Origin of the sequence: Streptomyces sp. NPDC059455 (genome assembly GCF_042750115.1) — a bacterium.
Taxonomy (GTDB): Bacteria; Actinomycetota; Actinomycetes; order Streptomycetales; family Streptomycetaceae; genus Streptomyces; species Streptomyces endocoffeicus.
On the sequence record NZ_JBHYVB010000009.1, the window covers coordinates 1 to 19,417 of the forward strand.

The 19,417-nt window shown below is 72.4% G+C and carries 18 protein-coding genes; 6 read left to right on the forward strand and 12 right to left on the reverse strand.

Annotation, left to right across the window (positions count from 1 at the left end):
* Positions 1 to 260: 260 nt before the first annotated feature.
* On the reverse strand, positions 261 to 1,118 hold the full coding sequence (locus tag ACFXB5_RS04840; protein ID WP_385202403.1) for an oxidoreductase: 858 nt from the start codon (positions 1,116 to 1,118) through the stop codon (positions 261 to 263).
* Positions 1,115 to 1,990 carry a helix-turn-helix transcriptional regulator gene (locus ACFXB5_RS04845; protein WP_385202405.1) on the reverse strand — a complete coding sequence of 292 codons (876 nt, stop codon included), beginning with the start codon at positions 1,988 to 1,990 and terminating at the stop codon, positions 1,115 to 1,117. The genes ACFXB5_RS04840 and ACFXB5_RS04845 overlap by 4 nt, the downstream gene beginning before the upstream one ends.
* Positions 1,991 to 2,075: 85 nt before the next feature.
* Between ACFXB5_RS04845 and ACFXB5_RS04850 the strand changes: the two genes are divergently transcribed.
* Positions 2,076 to 3,305 carry a cytochrome P450 gene (locus tag ACFXB5_RS04850; protein ID WP_385202407.1) on the forward strand — a complete coding sequence of 410 codons (1,230 nt, stop codon included), beginning with the start codon at positions 2,076 to 2,078 and terminating at the stop codon, positions 3,303 to 3,305.
* A 35-nt stretch (positions 3,306 to 3,340) separates the two neighbouring features.
* Here the strand turns inward: ACFXB5_RS04850 and menC are convergent, their stop codons facing one another.
* Positions 3,341 to 4,450 carry an o-succinylbenzoate synthase gene (menC, locus tag ACFXB5_RS04855; protein ID WP_385202409.1) on the reverse strand — a complete coding sequence of 370 codons (1,110 nt, stop codon included), beginning with the start codon at positions 4,448 to 4,450 and terminating at the stop codon, positions 3,341 to 3,343.
* On the reverse strand, positions 4,447 to 5,331 hold the full coding sequence (locus ACFXB5_RS04860; protein ID WP_385202411.1) for a chorismate synthase: 885 nt from the start codon (positions 5,329 to 5,331) through the stop codon (positions 4,447 to 4,449). Before ACFXB5_RS04860 ends, menC begins: the two co-directional genes overlap by 4 nt.
* A gap of 123 nt (positions 5,332 to 5,454) precedes the next feature.
* Here ACFXB5_RS04860 and ACFXB5_RS04865 point away from each other — a divergent pair, with 123 nt between their 5' ends.
* The gene (locus ACFXB5_RS04865; RefSeq protein ID WP_385202413.1) at positions 5,455 to 7,110 is read left to right on the forward strand and encodes a PucR family transcriptional regulator; all 1,656 of its coding nucleotides are present in this window, start codon (positions 5,455 to 5,457) and stop codon (positions 7,108 to 7,110) included.
* A 40-nt stretch (positions 7,111 to 7,150) separates the two neighbouring features.
* On the opposite strand, the gene dapE is transcribed toward ACFXB5_RS04865, so the two are convergent.
* From dapE to ACFXB5_RS04895, 6 genes are all read right to left on the reverse strand, one after another.
* Entirely contained in the window at positions 7,151 to 8,209 is a 1,059-nt protein-coding gene (gene dapE / locus ACFXB5_RS04870) for a succinyl-diaminopimelate desuccinylase (protein ID WP_385202415.1), read from the reverse strand.
* On the reverse strand, positions 8,206 to 9,690 hold the full coding sequence (locus ACFXB5_RS04875) for an amino acid permease (protein ID WP_385202417.1): 1,485 nt from the start codon (positions 9,688 to 9,690) through the stop codon (positions 8,206 to 8,208). The genes dapE and ACFXB5_RS04875 overlap by 4 nt, the downstream gene beginning before the upstream one ends.
* A gap of 139 nt (positions 9,691 to 9,829) precedes the next feature.
* A complete protein-coding gene (locus ACFXB5_RS04880; protein WP_385202419.1) occupies positions 9,830 to 11,146 on the reverse strand; it encodes an MFS transporter in 1,317 nt (438 codons plus the stop codon).
* A 2-nt stretch (positions 11,147 to 11,148) separates the two neighbouring features.
* Entirely contained in the window at positions 11,149 to 12,516 is a 1,368-nt protein-coding gene (locus ACFXB5_RS04885) for an NAD(P)/FAD-dependent oxidoreductase (RefSeq protein ID WP_385202421.1), read from the reverse strand.
* Between the two features lie 134 nt (positions 12,517 to 12,650).
* Positions 12,651 to 13,241: a helix-turn-helix domain-containing protein gene (locus ACFXB5_RS04890; RefSeq protein WP_201851972.1), complete on the reverse strand. Its 591-nt coding sequence runs from the start codon at positions 13,239 to 13,241 to the stop codon at positions 12,651 to 12,653.
* A gap of 64 nt (positions 13,242 to 13,305) precedes the next feature.
* The gene (locus ACFXB5_RS04895) at positions 13,306 to 13,884 is read right to left on the reverse strand and encodes a TetR/AcrR family transcriptional regulator (protein WP_385202423.1); all 579 of its coding nucleotides are present in this window, start codon (positions 13,882 to 13,884) and stop codon (positions 13,306 to 13,308) included.
* Positions 13,885 to 14,044: 160 nt separating this feature from the next.
* Between ACFXB5_RS04895 and ACFXB5_RS04900 the strand changes: the two genes are divergently transcribed.
* Positions 14,045 to 14,785, forward strand: a complete 741-nt coding sequence (locus tag ACFXB5_RS04900) for an SDR family oxidoreductase (RefSeq protein ID WP_385202425.1) — start codon at positions 14,045 to 14,047, stop codon at positions 14,783 to 14,785.
* Between the two features lie 16 nt (positions 14,786 to 14,801).
* Here ACFXB5_RS04900 and ACFXB5_RS04905 read toward each other — a convergent pair whose 3' ends face one another.
* Positions 14,802 to 15,128: a hypothetical protein gene (locus tag ACFXB5_RS04905; protein ID WP_385202427.1), complete on the reverse strand. Its 327-nt coding sequence runs from the start codon at positions 15,126 to 15,128 to the stop codon at positions 14,802 to 14,804.
* Positions 15,125 to 15,538 carry a hypothetical protein gene (locus ACFXB5_RS04910; RefSeq protein WP_385202429.1) on the reverse strand — a complete coding sequence of 138 codons (414 nt, stop codon included), beginning with the start codon at positions 15,536 to 15,538 and terminating at the stop codon, positions 15,125 to 15,127. Before ACFXB5_RS04910 ends, ACFXB5_RS04905 begins: the two co-directional genes overlap by 4 nt.
* A 314-nt stretch (positions 15,539 to 15,852) precedes the next feature.
* On the opposite strand from ACFXB5_RS04910, the gene ACFXB5_RS04915 reads away from it, so the two are divergent.
* The 3 genes from ACFXB5_RS04915 to ACFXB5_RS04925 all read left to right on the forward strand — a co-directional run bounded on the left by ACFXB5_RS04915 (position 15,853) and on the right by ACFXB5_RS04925 (position 19,336).
* Entirely contained in the window at positions 15,853 to 16,662 is an 810-nt protein-coding gene (locus ACFXB5_RS04915; RefSeq protein WP_385202431.1) for a hypothetical protein, read from the forward strand.
* A 95-nt stretch (positions 16,663 to 16,757) separates the two neighbouring features.
* Positions 16,758 to 17,930: a copper amine oxidase gene (locus tag ACFXB5_RS04920; protein WP_385202433.1), complete on the forward strand. Its 1,173-nt coding sequence runs from the start codon at positions 16,758 to 16,760 to the stop codon at positions 17,928 to 17,930.
* Between the two features lie 44 nt (positions 17,931 to 17,974).
* Positions 17,975 to 19,336 (forward strand): serine hydrolase domain-containing protein, encoded by a 1,362-nt coding sequence (locus tag ACFXB5_RS04925; RefSeq protein WP_385202435.1) that lies wholly within the window; start codon positions 17,975 to 17,977, stop codon positions 19,334 to 19,336.
* Positions 19,337 to 19,417: the final 81 nt, after the last annotated feature.

Below are 19,417 nucleotides of genomic sequence, written 5' to 3' on the forward strand. Positions count from 1 at the left end.
GTCCGGGGTGCGGGGCGGAGCCCCTGCCCGGGGTGCGGGACGGAGCCCCAGCCCGGGGTGCGGGACGGAGCCCCAGCCGGGGTGCGGGGCGGAGCCCCGGCCGGGGTCTGGGGCACAGCCTCGGTCCGGGGTGTGAGGCGGAGCCCCGGCCCGGGGTGCGGGACGGAGCCCCGGCCCGTGGTGCGGGACGGAGCCCCGGTTGTGGGAAGGGGCGGGGAGGGGAACAGGCCGCCGCAGGCAGCGCCAGCCGCCGGACGCCCCTACGGCGCCGCAGCCACGGGGTAGTCGGCTCCGAGCGTGACCTCGCGCCAGGTGTCGAACGTGGTCCTGAGGGAGTCCAGCCGGGCCTGGGCGATGTCGTAGGCGGCCTTGCCCAGCAGCAGCCGCAGCGGGGGTTCCGCCGCCTCCACCGCGCCGATGATGGCCTCGCTCGCGCGGACCGGGTCGCCGGGCTGGTGGCCGTAGGTGGCGAGGGTGCCGGTGCGCCGTGTGCCCGCGGTCCCGGCGTAGTCGTCGATGGTGGTGGCGGACTGGCGCATGGAGGGGCCGGACCAGTTGGTGCGGAAGGCGGCGGGCTCGACGATCGTCACCTTGATGCCCAGCGGGGCCACCTCGGCGGCGAGCGATTCGGACAGGCCCTCCACGGCGAACTTGGTGGCGTGGTAGTAGCCGGTGGCGCCGAAGGCGGCCAGGCCGCCGAGGGAGGAGATGTTCACGATGTGGCCGGCGCGGCGGGCGCGCATGCCCGGCAGCACCGCGCGGGTGACGTCCACCAGGCCGAAGACATTGGTGTCGAACAGGGCCCGGACCTCCTCGTCCTCGCCCTCCTCGAGCGCGGCGAGGTAGCCGTAGCCCGCGTTGTTGACGAGTACGTCGATGCGGCCGAAGGCGGTTTCCGCCTCCTTCACCGCCTCCGCCACCCGGGCCTTGTCGGTGACGTCGAGCGCCAGGGCCAGCGCGCGGGCCCCGTGCCCGGCGACGATGTCGGCCACCTGCCGGGGGTCGCGGGCGGTGACCACCGCGCGGTGGCCGTGGCCGAGGACGGCGGTGGCCAGGGCCCGGCCCAGACCGGTGGAACAGCCGGTGATGAACCAGACGGGCGAGTCGTTGACGGTCATGCGGATGTGTCCTTCGTCGTGGTGCTCATGGCGTCGTGAGGCGCCTCCACCATGTCGGCGGTGAGGCTGCCCAGCAGGGCCAGCGCCTGCTCGGACGGGCTGCCCGGCTCGGCCTGGTAGACGATGAGCTGCTGGCCGGGGGCGCTGTTCACGGTCAGTGCCTCGTACTCCAGTGTCAGCTCACCGACCAGGCGGTGCCGGAAGCGCTTGGTCTCATGGGTCTTCTGGCGGATGTCATGGCGGGCCCACAGCCGCCGGAACGACTCGCTCTTCAGCGACAGCTCGCCGACGACGGCGATCAGTTCCGGGTCCTCGGCGTCGATTCCGGCCGCCGCGCGGAGCCCGGCGACGGTGTTGACCGCCACCCGCTCCCAGTCGGGGTAGAACTCCCGCGCGTCCGGGTCGAGGAAGACCAGCCGCATCAGATCCCGGCTGTGGGTGTGCCCGTCGAAGAGGGCCCTGCCCAGGGTGTTGTGGGCCAGTACGGTCAGACAGCGGCCCAGGACCACGGCCGGGGTCCGCGGCCAGCCCTCCATCATCCGCAGCAGGGTCGGGCTCACCCGCTCCCGCCGCGCGGCCGGGCGGCGCCGGCCGGGGGCCGGGCGGGCCAGCCGGTGCAGATGGGCGACCGCGTCCTCCTCCAGCACCAGCGCTCGCGCCAGCGCCTCGACCACCTGCGCCGAGGGATGCCGCTCCCGGCCTTGCTCCAGCCGTACGTAGTAGTCGGTGCTGACCCCGGCCAGCAGGGCGACCTCCTCCCGGCGCAGCCCCGCCACCCGGCGCCGGCCTGCGTGCAGGATGTCCACGTCCTCGGGCCGCACCCGTTCACGGCGGGCGCGCAGAAAGCGCCCCAGAGGGTTCTCGCTGTCCATGAAAGCGAGCGTAGATCGGGGAAAGCACGGTCAGGGCCTCGTAAGGTGGCCGTGCTACTCCTAGTCTGGGCCGGGGGTGCCGCCCATGGACCACTACGGGGAGCGCAGGGCCGGCCGGGGGCCGGACGGAGACGGCTGCCCGGTGCGGCGGGGGCCCGACGGGATCTGGCAGGTGTCCGGCTACGAGGAGGCCCGCGCCGTACTGCGCGCCACCGCCACCGTGCAGGCCGGGCTCGGCATCGAGACGGTGGAGAAGCTGCCGTCCCGGTTCCGGCGCCCGGTGCTCTACCGGGACGGTCCGGAACACCGCGAGGACCGGCGGCAGACCGCCCGGTTCTTCACCCCGCGCCGGGTCGACGAGCACTACCGCGAGGTCATGGTCAGGGTGGCGGAGGCACAGCTCGGCACGGTCAGGGAGACCGGCCGGGGCCACCTCGCCGAACTGAGTTTCCAGCTGGCCATCGATGTGGCCAGTGCCGTGATCGGCCTGACGGAGAGCCGGCCCGGGATCCGGACGCGGCTGGAGCGCTTCTTCCCCGAGAAGTTCGGCACGCCCGGGCTGACCAGCCTCCACGGGATCCGCTGGCTGGTGCGGCAGAACGCCAACTGGCTGCGGGTCTACTGGGGCGATGTCCGCCCGGCCGTACGGGCCCGGCGGCGACGGCGCGACGACCTGATCTCCCATCTGCTGGACGAGGGGTGTTCGTCCGGCGAGATCCTGGGGGAATGCCTCACGTTCGCGGCCGCGGGCATGGTCACCACCCGGGAGTTCGTCAATATGGCCGCGTGGCATCTGTTCGGCGACGCCGCCCTGCTGGCGCGCTACCGGGCCGCCGATGAGCCCGGCCGGATCGCGGTCCTCCAGGAGATCCTCCGGCTCGAACCGGTCATCGGCCGGCTCCGCCGCCGTACCACCGCACCGCTCCGGCTGCCAGGCGACGGCCGGGACCCGGACGCGGAAGTGACGGTCCCGGCCGGGGAGTTGATCGATGTTCTGCTGCACCGAGCCAATCTCGACGCCCGTACGGTGGGTGAGCGGCCGGAGCGGGTGTGTCCGGGCCGCCCGATGGCCGCGGGCGCGGCGGCGCCGGGGCTGTCGTTCGGGGACGGTGCGCACAAATGCCCCGGGGCCACCATCGCGCTCCTGGAGACGGATGTCTTCCTCAGCCGGCTGTTCGCCCTTCCCGGCATCCGTATGGCCGCCCCGCCCAGGGTCGGCTTCAAGGGCGGGATCGACAGCTATGAACTGCGCGGCTGCACGGTCGTGCTGACCGGACGGACAATGAGACGGCCGGAGCTGACCGGCCGGAGCTGACCGGCCGGACCTCACCGGCCGGTGGCGGGCGCGGGTCAGCGCGGGTACAGCTGCCGCCGTGCGGTGGTGAAGCGGGCGAGGGCGTCCGGGAGCGGGTCGATGCCGATGCCGGGCGCGGTGGGCACCGGGAGGTGGCCGTCCTGGAGGACGAACGGCTCGGTGATGTCCTCGGCGAAGTACCGGCCGGAGGCCGAGGTGTCACCGGGCAGGGTGCAGCCGGGCAGGGCGGCGAGGGCCAGGTTGGGGGCGCGGCCGATACCGGTCTCCAGCATGCCCCCGCACCACACCGGGACGCCGTGGGCGGCGGCGAGGTCGTGGATGCGGCGGGCCTCCGGATAGCCGCCGACCCGGGCCGGTTTGATGTTGATGACCCGGCAGGCGTCCATCGCGATCGCGGACGCGGCGTCGCGCGCGCTGTGGATGGACTCGTCCAGGCAGACCGGGGTGGTCAGCCGCCGCTGGAGCCGGGCGTGGGCGTGGAGGTTGTTCTCCTCCAGCGGCTCCTCGATGAGCAGCAGCCCGAACTCGTCGAGTTTCCTGAGGTGTTCGGCGTCGGCGAGGGTATACGCGGTGTTGGCGTCGACCTGAAGCGGCAGCGCCTCGCCGAACCGTTCCCGTACCGCGCGCACCGGCGCCACGTCCCAGCCCGGCTCGATCTTCAGCTTGATGCGCACATAGCCCTCGGCGAGATACCGCTCGACGTCGTCGATCAGCTCCGGGAGGGAGTCCTTGATGCCCACGGACACCCCGGCGGGCACCCGCTCGTGGACCGAGCCGAGGAAGGTGGCCAGCGGCATGCCGTGAGCGCGGAGTTCGGCGTCGAGCAGCGCGGTCTCCAGGGCCGCCTTGGCCAGCTCATGGCCCTTGACGGCGGCCATGGCGGGGGCGAGGGCCGCGGTCGTGGGCGTGGGGAGGGCCGCCACCCGGGGCAGCAGGAAGTCGCGGATCACGATCTCGGCGCCGGCGATGAACTCCGCGCAGTACAGCGGCTCCGGATCGGCGGCGAACTCCGACCAGCCCTCGGCCCGGTCGGTGACGATATGCAGCAGAAAGGTGTCCTTGCTGGTCATCGTCCCGAAGGAGGTGCGGAAGGGGGTGATCAGCGGAAGGGCGACATGGAGCAGTTCGGCGCGTTCGAGCCTCATGGCCGCGGGTCCTCTCCGGGGGTGGCCGGGGCGGGGTTCCGGGTGAGCCGGTACCAGCCGTCGCGGGACATCGCGGTGGCCCGGAAGCCCTCGGCGTACGCCTCGGTGAACACCTCGCGCACGGCGTACCGCCAGCGCAGCGCCAGGGCCGGGTCGGCGGTGCGCAGCGCGACGATGTCCCCGGGCACCCTGCACCACAGCCGGTCCCCGTGGCGGGCGGCGAGCGGGCCGCCGTCGGGGGCGTGGCGGAGGACCGGGGCGGCCGCCCGGTCGTCGGTGTCATCGGCGGGGGTGGAGGCGGGTGCGGGTGCGGGTCGCGCGCGGAGGTCCCAGCGGGCGGTGAGCCGGTCGCTCTCGTCGCCGTCGTTCACCCCGTCGTTCATGGGCCCGTAGAGGTCGACCAGGTACTCGGCCCCGATGGCACCCAGTTTGACCAGGTTGAAGCGGGCGTTACGGGCGACCAGCGGGTCGAAGGTCCAGCGCATGGTGTGGGCCCCGTGCTCCAGGGCCCAGCCGCGCTGGGCCTGTTTGACGGCGTGGCCGACGCCCCGGTCGGAGGCGGTGGCGGCGGCCACGAGCGAGTACACCTCCAGGTCGGCCGGCGGGCCGAAGACCGCGACCGCGGCACCGGACAGCCGCTCGCCCTCCCGCCCGTCGGGCCCGGTCATGTACGCGGCGTGCACCGCGCCGCCCGCGTGGACGATGCTGTGCAGCACCTCGGCCGGATAGGGCGGGTTGCTGCGCGGCAGCCGCCACACCTCGGCGAAGAAGTCGGCCACCGCCTGGACACCGGCCACGTCGTGGACGGTGCGGACGGCGACCCCGGCGGCGCGGGCGGCGGCGGTGGCCAGCGCCTCGGCGTCCATCGTCACTGATGTCATGGGCCCGAGTCTCCCGGGCCGGGCCCGCGCTCGGCTTGTCCGGACGCACAAGCGCGGCCTAGGGTCCTGTTGCGATCAGCCAATCGCCTCGCACGTCAGCCCCCTGGAAAGCCCGGTACGCCCATGGACACCCACACCCTCGGGGAGCTGCTGGACACCCTGGGCGAGCCCGCGCCGCGGCTGCTCACCGCCCCGTCCGGGCTCACCACACCCGTCACCGAGGTGCTGCTGTACGACGCCCACGCCCCGTTCCCGGACCGGGCGCCCGGCGCCCTGCTGCTGGCGGTCGGGGTGCGGGCGGACGCGGCCGGGGCGCTGGTCGACGAGGCGGCGGCCGCACGGATGGCGGGTCTCGTCGTACGCGGTGCGAACGGGCCCTTGTCCGAGCAGGGACCCCAGTCCGGGCAGGGGCCCGCGTCCGGACAGGGACCCTCGTCCGAGCCCGGGCAGGGGCTCGCGGACGCCGTCGCCCGGGCGCGGGAGCGGGGGCTGGCCCTGCTCACCGTGGACGAGGACGCCGCCTGGCACCATGTCCATCTGCTGCTGGCCGGGGCGGTCGGGGCCCGGCCCTCCCCCGCGGGCGGCGCCGCGCTCGGCGATCTGTTCTCGCTCGCGGGCGCCGTGGCCACGGCCGTGGGCGGCGCCACCGTGATCGAGGATCCGCGCCAGCGCATCCTCGCCCACTCCACCATCCCCGGCCAGCCCGTGGACGAGCCCCGACGCCAGGGCATCCTGGGCCGTCAGGTGCCGGGCAGCCCCGAGAACACCGAGCAGTACCGGGTGCTGTTCGCCTCCCACGGGCCGGTGCGCCTGCCCGCCCTCAGCGCCGAGGAACTGCCGCGGCTGGCCGTCGCCGTACGGGCGGGTGGTGAGACCCTCGGCTCGCTGTGGGTCGTCGACGACGGAACCCTCGCACCGGACGCCGAGGAGGCACTGGCCCAGGGCGCCTCCACGGCCGCCCTGCTCCTGCTGCGGGCGCGGGCGGCACAGGAGCTGTCCCGCCATATGACCGGCGATCTGCTGCGCCGTCTCCTGGACGGCACCGCCGAGCCCGCCACCGCCGCCGAGCGCCTGGGGCTGGCCCCCGGCACCCCGGTGCGGGTGGCCGCCTTCGCGCTGGAGGGCGCGGCGGGCGCGCCGGACGGGGAGCAGGCCGCGCTGCGGCTGCTGGATCTCGTACGGCTGCAGTGCGAGGCCCGGTACGGGCGGCATGCCTGTGTGCTGGTCGACGGGGTGGTGTACGCGTTGCTGCCGGTGGCCGACGGTCGGGCCGGGGAGCGGCAGCGGCGGCTGGCCGAGGACATCGTGCGCCGCGCGGAGCAGGCCCTGAGGGTGCCGGTGCGGGCCGGTCTTGGCGATGTGGTGCCGGAGGTGGCGGAGGTCCGCGGCTCGCGGGAGGACGCCGATCTGGTGCTGCGGGTGCTCGGCCCGGAGGAGACGGTGGCCGCCATGGACGAGGTCCGGGCCCGGGCCGTACTGCTCCGGCTCACCGAACTCCTCGGCGAACGGCGGGAGTTGGCAGCCGGAGCATGGCGGGACATCGTGGCGTACGACGCCGGGCACGGCACGGACTACGCCCGGACGCTGGTGTGCTGGCTGGACGCCGGATGCGATATGGCGCGGGCGGCCCGGCTGCTGGCCGTCCACCCCAACACCTGCCGCTACCGGCTGCGGCAGGCGCGGACGCAGCTGGGCATCGACCTGGACGACCCGGACGAGCGGCTGGTGCTGTGGCTCCAGCTGCGCACGCTCGCCGGGCTGCGGGGCACGGGCGTATGAGGCACGGGCGTATAACGGACGGCCTGTGCACCGGGACGGCTCACCCGAGCCAGCCCATGAGCCGCGTCTCACACTCCCACAACTGCTCCACCGGCACGTACTCGCCCGCGGTGTGGGCCAGGGACGGGTCGCCGGGGCCGTAGTTGAGCGCCGGTGTGCCGAGCGCGGCGAAGCGGGCGACATCGGTCCAGCCCAGTTTGGGGCGGGGCGCCACGCCCAGGTACGCCACGAGCGAGGCGGCCGCTTCCTGGTCCAGACCGGGCAGGGCGCCCGGGGTGTTCTCGGTGATCTCGACCTCGTACTCGGGGAAGAGGTCGCGTACGTACGCCTCGGCCTCCCGCGGTGAACGGCTGGGCGCGAAACGCAGGTTGACCGTGATCACGCACAGGTCGGGCACCACGTTCCCGGCCACGCCCGCGCGCACGGCCACGGCGCTCAGCCCCTCGCGGTACTCCAGCCCGTCGATGGTGATCCGCCCGGCGGTGTGGTCGTCCAGGCGCCGCAGGACGGCGGCGGCGCGGTGGGCGGCGTTGACACCCTTCCAGGCGCGGGCGGTGTGCGCCCGCTCGCCGCGTACGGCGATGTCCGCCATCAGCACGCCCTGGCAGCCCGCCTCGACACCGGCGTCCGAGGGTTCCATGAGGATCGCCAGATCGGCCTGGACCAGGTCGGGGCGTTCCGCGGCGATCCTGGCCAGGCCATTGCGGTCGCCGGCCACTTCCTCGCATTCGTAGAACACATAGGTGATGTCGTGCGCGGGCGCGGGAAGTGCCGCCGCGAGCCGGAGGGCGACCGCGACACCGCCCTTCATGTCGCAGGCCCCGAGGCCGTACAGCAGCCCCCCGTCCAACCGGGAGGGGAGGTTGTCCGCGGCCGGGACGGTGTCCAGGTGCCCGGCGATGACCGCCCTCCGGTCGCGGCCCAGGTGGGTGCGGGCCACGACGGAGTGGCCGAGCCGCTCGACGGTCAGCCACGGCAGGGCGCGCAGCGCGCTCTCGACGGCGTCGGCGAGCGGGGCCTCATGGCCGCTTTCCGAGGGGATGTCGACCAGGGCGCGGGTGAGCGTGAGCACATCGGCGGTGGGATCGAGCGGGGTCATGGGGTGGTCTCCGTGGTTTCCGTGGTCTCCGGTTCGGGGGCGGGGCGGTTGAGGGTGGAGTGCCAGATGCCGTAGAGCCCGTAGACCACGAGTCCGACCGCCATCCAGGCGCCGAAGGCGATCCAGGTGTCGGTCCCCAGCCCGTACATCACATACCCGCAGCAGGCCACTCCGAGCAGGGGGGTCACGGGCGCGAGCGGCACCCGGAAGCTGCGTGGCGCGTCCGGCTTGCGCCGGCGCAGGATCAGCACGGCCAGGTTGACCAGGGCGAAGGCGAAGAGGGTGCCGATGCTGGTGGCGTCGGCGAGGTCGCCGAGCGGGATGAGCGCGGCGAGGGCGGCCACGAAGGCGGAGACGATGACGGTGCCCGCGCGCGGCACCCCGGTGCGCCGGTGGACCCTGGAGAACAACCCCGGGACCAGCCCGTCGCGGGACATCGAGAACAGGATGCGGATCTGCCCGTACTGCACGGTGAGGACCACGCTGGTGGTGGCGACGACCGCGCCGATGGACAGCAGGATCGGCCACAGCTCGCCACCGCCGACGGAGCGGACGAGGACCTGGCTGAGCGTGGCCTCGGTGCCCTCGAACCGCTGCCAGGGCATCGCGCCGACCGCCGCCAGCGCCACCGCGCAGTACAGGGCGGTGACCAGGCCGAGCGAGAGGACGATGGCGCGCGGCAGATCGCGCTGCGGGTGCTTGGCCTCCTCTCCCGCCGTGGAGGCGGCGTCGAAGCCGATGTAGGAGAAGAAGAGCGAGGAGGCGCCCGCGGTCATCCCGGCCGTGCCGAGGGGGAAGAGCGGCCGGAAGTTCCCGGCGTGGAAGGCGGTGAAGGCCACCGCGCAGAAGATGACGAGCGCGGCCAGTTTCACCGCCACCATCACGGTGTTGACCACGGCGCTCTCCCGGGCGCCGCGCAGCAGCACCACCATGGCGAGGACGACGATGGCGGCGGCGGGGACGTTCAGCACCCCGCCGTCGCCGGGCGGGGCGGCGAGCGCGTCGGGCAGGGTCCGGCCGACGGTCAGCTGGAGCAGTTCGTTGACGTACTGACCCCAGCCGACCGCGACCGCGGCCACGGAGACGCCGTACTCGAGGATCAGACACCAGCCGCACACCCAGGCCACCAGCTCGCCCAAGGTGGCGTAGGTGTAGCTGTACGAGGACCCGGCGCCCGGGATCATGCCCGCGAGCTCGGCGTAGGACAGGGCGGAGAACAGCGCGGTGACCCCGGCGAGGACGAAGGAGAGCACGACCGCCGGGCCCGCCTGGGGCACCGCCTCGCCGAGCACCACGAAGATCCCGGTGCCGAGCGTGGCGCCGACGCTGAGCAGGGTGAGCTGGGTCAGCCCCAGGGTGCGGCGGAGCGGACCGCCACCTGCCTCGGCGACCAGCTCCGCCACTTCCCGGCGGCGGGTCAGCCTGCCGACCGGGCCGGTGGCCTGCCCCGGGGTCCGCCGGCCGTGCGGTTGTGTTCGCACACCGTTCACATTGCCTCCCTTGTCCGCGCCGCCGCGCTGTACGGCCCCTGATGATGCGGAAGGGAGCGGGCGGGGAGGTGCACGCATCGGCCAAAGACCCGTCCGTGGCTTTGACCGTTCGGCCAAGGCCGGGCCGCGGCTACGCCGTCCGCGAGCGGTTGAGCAGCGCCAGGGAGCAGACCAGGGACACGGCCACCAGCACCATCTGGTAGATCACGACCGGCACGATCGATCCGCCGGTCGAGTGCAGCAGCCACTCACCGACCAGGGGTGCCGTACCGCCGATGAGCGCCGAGCACAGCTGGTAGGAGAGGGAGATACCGGTGTAGCGCACGGAGATCGGGAAGGCGGCCGCGAGCAGTCCGGCCAGGATCGCGTAGTTCATCGCGCCGGTGATGCCCAGCAGGGAGATGCCGAGCCCCACGACGACCGGCTGGGTCGTCGAGACACAGGCGTACATCACCGGCACCAGCAGGAAGTTGAGGCCCAGCAGGGCCGCCACGGTGCGGCGCGGGCCGAAGCGGCCGGCCAGCACCACCCCGAAGGGCTGGGTGACGAACTGCAGGACGCTGTAGACGAGCAGCACATTCAGCATGGTGGAGCGCTCCATGCCGAGGCTGTCGGTGGACCAGGACAGGACGAAGGTGGTGATGAAGTAGGTGGCGGCGATGCCGATGGAGCTGGCGAGCACGCCGAGTGCGAGGGATCCGCGGTGGCCGGTGATCAGCTCCCGCAGGGGCACCTTCGCGACCCGCTTCTCGTCGCGCAGCCGGGCGAACTCCGGGGACTCCTCGACCTTGAGGCGCACCACCAGGCCGATGACCACCATCACGGCGGAGAAGAGGAACGGCACGCGCCAGCCCCAGGCGTCGAAGTCGTCGTCCGGCAGTTGGGTGAGCAGCGCGAACATCCCGGTGGCCAGGATCGATCCGGCCGGGGACCCCTGCTGGGCGAAGGCGCCGAAGGACAGCGCCTTCCCCTTGGGCGCGTGTTCGCTGGCGATGAGGACGGCGCCGCCCCATTCGCCGCCGACCGCGATGCCCTGCACCATGCGCAGCAGCACCAGCGCGATGGGCGCGGCGACGCCGACCTCGTCGTAGCCGGGGAGCAGCCCGATCAGGGTGGTGGCGATCCCCATCATCAGCAACGTGGTGACCAGGGTCTTCTTCCGGCCGATCCGGTCGCCGAGGTGGCCGAAGACGATGCCGCCGATCGGCCGGGCGAGGAAGCCGAGCCACAGGCTGCCGAACGCCTGCAGCGCGCCGGTGGTGTCACCGCCGCCGCCGAAGAAGATCTTGCCGAGGACGAGCGCGGAGGCGGTGGAGTAGATGTAGAAGTCGTACCACTCGACGGTGGTGCCGATGAACGAGGCGAGACCGGCCTTGCGGGCGGTCCGCTCGCGGTCGGTGTCCGGAGTGCGGTCGGTGGCCACGGCGGTGGCGGTGGACTTGCTCATGGTCAGCGTCCAGATATGCGGTCGGCGAGGCGGGCGATGGGGGACGTGGTGGTGCGGCCGGAGGACTCCGAGCGGTCGGCGGCGCGGTACGCGGCGTACATGCCGTGCACCCCGATCCACCGGAAGGGTTCGGGCTCCCAGCGCCGGGTGCGGTGGCCGACCCAGGGCAGCGCGGTCAGCTCGGTGGAGTGGCCGAGCAGCAGATCGCGCAGGGTGCGCCCGGCGAGGTTGGTGGCGGCCACGCCATGGCCGACGTATCCACCGGCGAAGCCGACGCCGGTGGCGGAGTCGTAGCCGATCGAGGCGCACCAGTCGCGGGGCACGGCCAGCACCCCCGACCAGGCGTGGTCGATGGCGGCCTCGGCGGTGTCCGGGAAGAGGCCGGTGAGGATCCGCCGCAGGGCGCGCACGGTGTCCGCGCTGGTCTGCCCCGCCCGGTCGGTGCGGGAGCCGAACTTGTAGGGCACGCCGCGGCCGCCGATGGCGATGCGGCCGTCCGCGGTGCGCTGTCCGTAGGTGTACGCGTGGGTGGCGTCGCTGAGGAGTTCCTGCCCCGCCCAGCCGAGCCGCTTCCACAGCTCGTCGGGGAGCGGCTCGGTGACGATCATCGAGGAGTTCATCGGCAGCCAGGTGCGCCGCTCGCCCTCGATACCGCTGGTGAAGCCCTCGGTGGCGCGGACGATCCGGCCCGCGCGGATGCTGCCGAACGGGGTGCTGACCCGGCCGGGGGCGATGGCGGTGACCGGGGTGGACTCCAGGATCCGCACGCCCAGCGCCTCCACCGCGGCGGCCAGGCCGCGCACCAGCTTGGCCGGGTGGACCCGGGCGCAGTGCGGATTGTGGTAGCCGGCCAGCGCCCCGTCCAGGCGCAGCCGCTCGGCGAGCCGGGGTGCGCTCAGCCACTCCAGGTCCTGCCCGCCCCAGTGGCGCAGCTGGTCGTACGCGGCGCGCAGCCGGGGCAGTTGGGCGGCGCCATGGGCGACGGTGAGATAGCCGCTCTTGACGATGTCGGCCTCGATGCCCTCGGCACGGGCCACCGAGATCACCTCGTCCACGGTGTGGATCATCTCCCGCTGGAGGGCGATCGCGGCCTCGCGCCCGCGCTTCCTCGCATAGGTCCCGGCCGATCCGGCGATCTTGCAGCTGAGCCAGCCGGCGTTCCGCCCCGAGGCGCCGAATCCGGCGAACTCCCGCTCCACGACGGTGATGTCGAGATCGGGGGCGGCCTGTTTGAGGTAGTACGCGGTCCACAGCCCGGTGAAGCCCCCGCCCACGACGCACACATCGGTGGCGAGGTCGCCGTCGAGTGGCGGACGCCGTTCGGGGAAGCCGGTCTGGCGGTACCAGAAGGACACATTTCCGTTCAGCACTGCGGCACTCAGCCAATCGTGGTCGAACGGCCGCTGGTCGGGCGGCCTGGGATGGCCCCGGTTTCGTCGCGGATCGGAGTGGCTCGGGGAGGCGAGTGGTGTGAGGTGGGGTGGATCAGCAGCGGAGGGGTGGATCAGTAGCTGGGGGGGCTGATCACCCACAGCACCCGGGCGGCCGCCCCGGCCGTCTCGCTGAGCCGGTGGGGTACGGCGGAGGAGTAGCGGATGCTGTCACCGGCGCCGAGGGTGAAGGAGCGGTCGCCGAGCTGGAGTCCGACCGTGCCCTCGAGGACGTACAGGAACTCCTCCGAGTCACCGTGACTGTAGAGGGTCTCGCCCGTGGAGCCATGGGCGTCGAACTCCCCCAGGAACACTTCGAGATGGTGCTGCGGCCCCGGGGTCAGCCGGAACTTGCGCCCGCCGAGCACCCCGAGGGCGAGCCGGGGCGCCTCCTCGGCGCGCAGCACGCTCGGGCCGCTGGTGAAGTCGTCGCCGAACAGATCGGCCACCTTCAGGCCGAGCGCGGCGGCGACCTGCTGGAGGGTGGCGATGCTGGGATTGGCCTGCCCGCGCTCTATCTGGCTGAGATAGCCCTCACTGATCCCGGCGGACTCGGCGACGGTCCGCAGGGTCAGCCGGCGCGCCTTGCGCAGCGCACGCAGCCGGTCGCCCACGGACTCGTCGCCGGATCCCGCGGCCCGGTCCGTGGCGTGTTCGTTCTCCATGGCCGGACACGCTAAGAGCGCTGAGCGGGTGGCACAAGAGTCTGAGCTGAAAACTCAGAAATCTTTACTGACCGGCTCCGGCGCTCAGCCCGTCCAGGGTGAGGCCGAGGAGACGGTCGGCCTGCTCCCGCTGTTCGGGCTTCCCCGAGGCGAGGGCGATCCCGGTGAGAGCGGCGAACATGTCGGTGGCGCTGACGTCCGACCGGATCACACCGGCCGTGACGGCGGCGTCCATCAGCCGCGAGAGCGCGTCCTGGATCATCTCGTGGCTCCGCGCGTACGGATTGACGCCCGACGCGACCACGCCCCGCAGCGCGTCCGCCATGCCCAGCTTGGCGTTGGCGTAGTCCATGAAGCGGGCCAGCCACACCCGCAGGGCCTCGCGCGGGGGCAGGGCCGCCAGCAGCTCGGGGGCGGCGTCGCAGAGCCGGGCCAGCTCATTGCGGTAGGCGGCCTCGATCAGCAGCTCGCGGGTCGGGAAGTTCCGGTAGAGGGTGCCGGTGCCCACGCCCGCCTCCTTGGCGATGCGCTCGAGATGGGCGTCCAGCCCTTCCTCCGCGAACACCCGCACCGCGGCGGAGAGGATCTTCTCCCGGTTGCGCTGTGCGTCGGCCCGCAGCGGGCGCCCTGGATCCCTGGCCATCGGCGACTCTCCTCAATCCCCGGTTCATTCCCCGGTTGCTAAGTGGAGGCGCGCCCACTTAGTGTGGGGCGAAGGGGCGGCGCCTCCACTTCTCACTGTAGGCCATCGCCGCCCCTCTTTTCCCCTGCCCTCCTGCAACGTTTCCCTGGAAGGAACCCCCATGACATCGGGTATCGAAGGCAAGGTCGTCGCCATTACGGGCGCGAGCAGCGGTATCGGCGAGGCGACCGCGCTGCTGCTGGCCGAGCGCGGCGCCAAGGTCGTCCTCGCGGCGCGGCGGTCGGACCGTATCGAGGCACTGGCGGCCCGGATCGCCGGGGCGGGCGGCGAGGCCGTCGCCGTCGCCACGGATGTGAAGCGGCGCGCGGATCTGTCCCGTCTGGTCGCGACGGCACGCGAACGGTACGGAAAGCTGGACGTCCTGGTCAGCAACGCCGGCATCAGCCCGATCTCCGCCCTCGACGATCTGCGCGTCGAGGACTGGGAGGCGATGGTCGACGTCAACATCAAGGGGGTGCTGTACGGCATCGCGGAGGCCCTGCCCGTCTTCCGGGAGCAGGGCTCCGGGCATTTCGTGCACACCCTCTCCACCGCCGGGCTGATCATCGTCCCGACGATGGCGGTCTACGCCGGCACCAAGAACGCCGTGCGCGCCATCTCCGAAGGACTGCGCCAGGAGGCCGGCGAGACGCTGCGGGTGACCACCGTCTCGCCCGGCTTCATCCGGACGGAGCTCGCGGGTTCCATCACCGACCCGGACACGAGGAACGGGATCCAGTCCCGTATGGACAAGATCGCGATCTCCCCGGACGCCATCGCCCGCGCCATCGCGTTCGCCATCGAGCAGCCGGCCGGTGTCGACGTCGGCGAGATCGTGGTCCGTCCCACCGCGCAGAGCTGACCGCCCCGCCCGGGGGTCAACCGGCGGCTGTGCGACCGGTGTCCAGGACCGCGGCATGGACGGCCGCGGTGAGCACCACGGCCGCGAGGGTCCATGAGATCCAGTCCCCCGGGTCCGGCAGCCACTGCCGTCCGAGCGCGATCGGATAGATGGCCACCGCGTATCCGGCGGGTACGGTACGCGGCACGATCCCCTTTCGGGCGGCGCCGAGGAATAACAGCGGCGCCAGCAGCCCGGCCGAAAACACCACGCCCACGACCCACAGCACCCGGTGCCGCCGACTGCCGTACAGAGCGGGCGCCGCGGACGTTCCGGCGGATGTTCCAGTGGAATATTCGTTCACGATCGCCTTTCGTTCGGTGCGGAGTGCAGACGATTGATTGCGTGGCGTGCGCTCACCGCACCGATACCGTCCAGATCACGAAGCTGACGCGCGGAGAAACCAGAGAGTAGTTCGAGATTATCGATACCAGCTCTGAGTAATGCATTGGCCAAACGATGTCCGATTCTGTCGTGTCCGAGGGCATCGAAGAGTTCGCCTCCCTCACAGGAACCGCAGCGCCGCCCGGGCGCGCTCGGCGTCATTTCCCGGGCGCCGCAGCCACCGCACATATCGATCACCCGGCCATCCCATCGCGCCCTCGACCAGCTCATTTGGACGATGACTTCGCGGAGCGCACCGACGCTGTCGGCCGCTGAGGAGGAATGAGTGGCGCCACAGATGTCACATCGAATGGTGATCGAATGGCTCATGTGAGCATGATGGCAGAGAGCCTTCCCCCGAGCCTTCCCCGTCATCGCTTTGCGGCCGCTCGGCCGCCCATGGGACATGCGTTTCTCACAGCCGCTTGATGACAAATGCGACTGTTACGCCGCCCGGAGTGGTGAAAGCGTGAGCTAACAGTGGACAGCAGAGAGTCCGGGGGGAGTCCGCGCGAGCCGTTGTCAGCGGCTTGAATCCCGTCTGCACGACGGGGAACGCACCAGCGACAATCCGGTATCCGGCCGAGTGCTGTCACCGCGAGCCCCACCGGGCTCACTTGACCGACAACGGAAACGGCTGGGTGATGACAGACAACGCGACGGACAAGGGCGCGGCCGATACCAGGGGGCGCCGTCACCGGAGATGGCGCGTATCCGCGGCGCTGGGTCTGACGGCGGTGCTGGCGGGCGGCGGGATCGCCGCCCTCCGGACGGCCGGATCGCCCGCGTCCGATCCCTCGGAGCCTGCGGCCGCCGTCGCCTCACACTCCGGCCGGCTGACGTCCGCGGAATCGCGCGAGGCGTCCCGTATCGCCATCGACGCCGCCACCCGGTCCGGGACCGCGAAGGACCGTCAGAAGGCGACAGAGAAGAGTGACGGGGAGCGGAACGCCGCGGGCGGCTCCGGCGCCGAGCCGCTGGACACCCGCCGTCCGCCCCGGGCCAAGTCGGCGTCCTCCACCACCGACAGCCGGGCCGAGGTCCAGCTCTACGACTACGCCTCGGACACCCTCATCACCAGGGTGGTCGATCTGCGCTCCAAGAAGGTTCTCGACTCCGCCCGCCAGCACGGCGTCCAGCCGCCTCCCACCCTGGCCGAGGCCCGCGAGGCGGTGAAGGTCATACTCGCCGACCGCCGGCTCGGCCCGGGGTTGCGCGAGTCCTACGCCTCGCAGACCGGGAAGCGGCTGACCTCGCCCACCCAACTGCGGCTCCAGAGCATGTCGTTCCTCGGCTCCCGGGCGAAGGGGGTGGACGGCGCCCGGAAGGTGTCCCGGTGCGGTGAGCACCGGTGTGTGCAGCTGTTCGTGCGCATTCCGGGTGGCAAGTGGATCGACACCAGCCGGATCGTCATCGATCTGTCGGCCAGGCGCGCCGCCGTCATCGGTCTGTGAGGGGAGCCTTGTCCGTGTCCAGTCTGTTTCGGCGTGCCCGTGTGCTTCGGCGTACCCATCCCCTTCGGCGTGCCTATCCGCTTCGGCGTGCTCGTGTGCTGATCGCCGCGGTGGGATTGCTGGCCCTGTGGGTGCCGGGCCCGGCCTCCGCCGCGCCCGCGAAGGCCGCGGCGGCCCCGTCCTGCCCCGCCGCGGATCGCATCGACACGACCCTCAAGAACGGTGCCCGGTGGCAGATGTGCTGGGACATCGACCGCAACACCGGTGCGGTGCTGAGCGATGTGATCTACACCCCGAACCGTGGCACCCCCACCCGGGTCCTGAAAAGCGCCTCGCTGGCCGAGGTGCATGTGCCCTACGACAGCGGTCAGCCGCGCTTCTACGACGTCTCGGCGATCGGCTTCGGCGATCTGGAGCAGGGCACGCTCACCCGGCTCAGCGCCAAGGACTGCCCCGACGGGCGGCTGCGCGACTTCCGTGACACCCCGGTGCTGTGCGTCGAGGAGCAGCCTCGGCCGTTCGCCTACAAGAGCGCGGTGGAGAAGGGCGTACTGCACGGCACCGACCTGGTCGTCTTCTCGGTCTCCGAGATCGGCTGGTACGACTACATCACCGAGTGGCGCTTCTCGGACGACGGCTCCATCACCCCCCGGTCGGGCGCCACCGGAAGCCTCTCGCCGTTCCAGTTCTCCGACGCGAGCAGCGGCTGGCCGACCGGAGTGGGCTCCACCCGGTTCAGCGAGAACCACTCGCACAACATCTTCTGGCGGCTGGACTTCGACGTCGACGGACAGTCGAAGAACCGCGTGGAACAGTACGACTACCTGGGCAGTGGCACGGCCACGCGGACCACCAAACGCACGGTGTTCTCCCGTGAGACCGCGGCGGACCTCGCGCCCACCCGCTTCTGGCGGGTGGTGAACCCCACCACCGAGAACTCCGACGGCCACGCCAAGTCCTGGGAGATCGACAACCACCAGAGCGATCAGTACCGGGGGCCGCGCGAGACCGAGGAGTTCACCCACCACGACATGTACTTCACGCAGTACCGGGAGTGCGAGCGGCTCGCCTACGGCAACACCGCCCCGGACTGCGCCACCTCGGTCGACAAGTACACCGGCGGCGAGAAGCTGACCGACCCGGTCGCCTGGGTCAGTGTCGACTTCCACCATGTGCCCAGGGACGAGGACCAGGACCCCATGCCCACCCACTGGCAGGGCTTCAGGATCGTGCCCCGGGACGTCACGGCCACGAGCCAGCTGCCATGACCCGGCCCCCGTCGCCCGTCCCGTACCCCGGCAAGGAGTGCACCGTGTTACGTACGACCCCGGCCCCGTCCGCCGAGGAGCGGTCGAAGATACGCCGCGTCCTCGAGGACCGACTGACCGCCCTGGCCCGCGCCCATCAGGTGCCCGGGGCCCAACTCGCCGTGCACAGCGGCGGAATGACCCTCGCCGTGGAGACCGGCGTCCTGGACGCGGACTCCGGCGAGCCGTGCGCCGCCGACGCGGCCGTGCCCATCGGCTCCATCACCAAGGCGTACACCGCGACCGTGGTGATGCTCCTGGTGGCGGACGGCGATGTGGAGCTGGACGACCCGCTCGGCGACCATGTGCCGGAGCTGCGGCGGGCCGGTCAGCCGTGCACGGTGCGCCAGGTGCTCAGCCACACCGCGGGGCTTCCGTCCGGGCCCGACTCCGACCAGGTCGCCTCGCTGAGCGCCGCGCGCTATCTGCTGGACCACTGCACCGACCGCACCCTGGTGATGCCCCCGGGTACGGACTTCTCCTACTCCAACGCGGGCTATGTGGCCGCGGGCCGGCTGATCGAGACGGTCACCGGGATGAGCTGGCAGGAGGCCGTGCGGTCCGTTCTGCTCGATCCGCTGGGCACCGTGCCGTCCTTCATCGGCACGGCCGGCGCCCCGCACCGGCCCACGGCGCGCGGCCACTCGGCCAACAAGGCCACCGGCAGAACGCGGCCGGTGCGGCAGAACCTCGCCCCCGCCGAGGCCGCGGCAGGCGCTCTGCGGGCCAGTGCCCTCGATCTGGTGGCGCTGGGCCGCGCCCATCTCGACGACGGGGCGGCGGGATTGCTGCCCCGCGAGCTCGCGGAGGAGATGCGCCGCCCGGTGCCCGGCGCCGACCCCGGTGTGCTGGCCGACGGCTGGGGCCTGGGCTGGGGGCTCTTCCGGCACGGCGACACCCTGTGGTTCGGGCACGACGGCAACGCCCAGGGCACCTCCTGCTTCCTGCGGGCCGATCCCACCACGGGCGCGGTGGTCGGCTTCACCGCCAACGCGGGCACCGGCACCGAGCTGTGGAACGAACTGACCGATGTCCTCGGCGAGATCACCGGCGTCCGGGTGCCCCCCACACCCGCCCCACGGCACCGGGCCACCCCCATGGCCGCCACCTCGCAGTGCACCGGGATCTACCTCAACGGCGACATCGAGTACCAGGTGACCATCAGCGACGGCGGCGGCCTCGCCCTGTCCGTGGACGGCGACCTCCCCGCGCCGCTGGTCTGCCACGAGGACCTCACCTGCGATCTGGTGGACCCCTCCTCCGGACGCCGGCTCCCCGGCGGACGCTTCGTCCGCGATCCGCGGACCGGCGCCGTGGACCGGATCCAGCTCTCGGGCCGGATGGCCCGCAGAAGCGCCCTGGTCTGAGGTTCCCACCGCCCCGCACACGGCCGTACTCCCCACATCTCCCCCGGCCGGGCGCGGGCGCACCGGCTCGGCGCCGGCCGG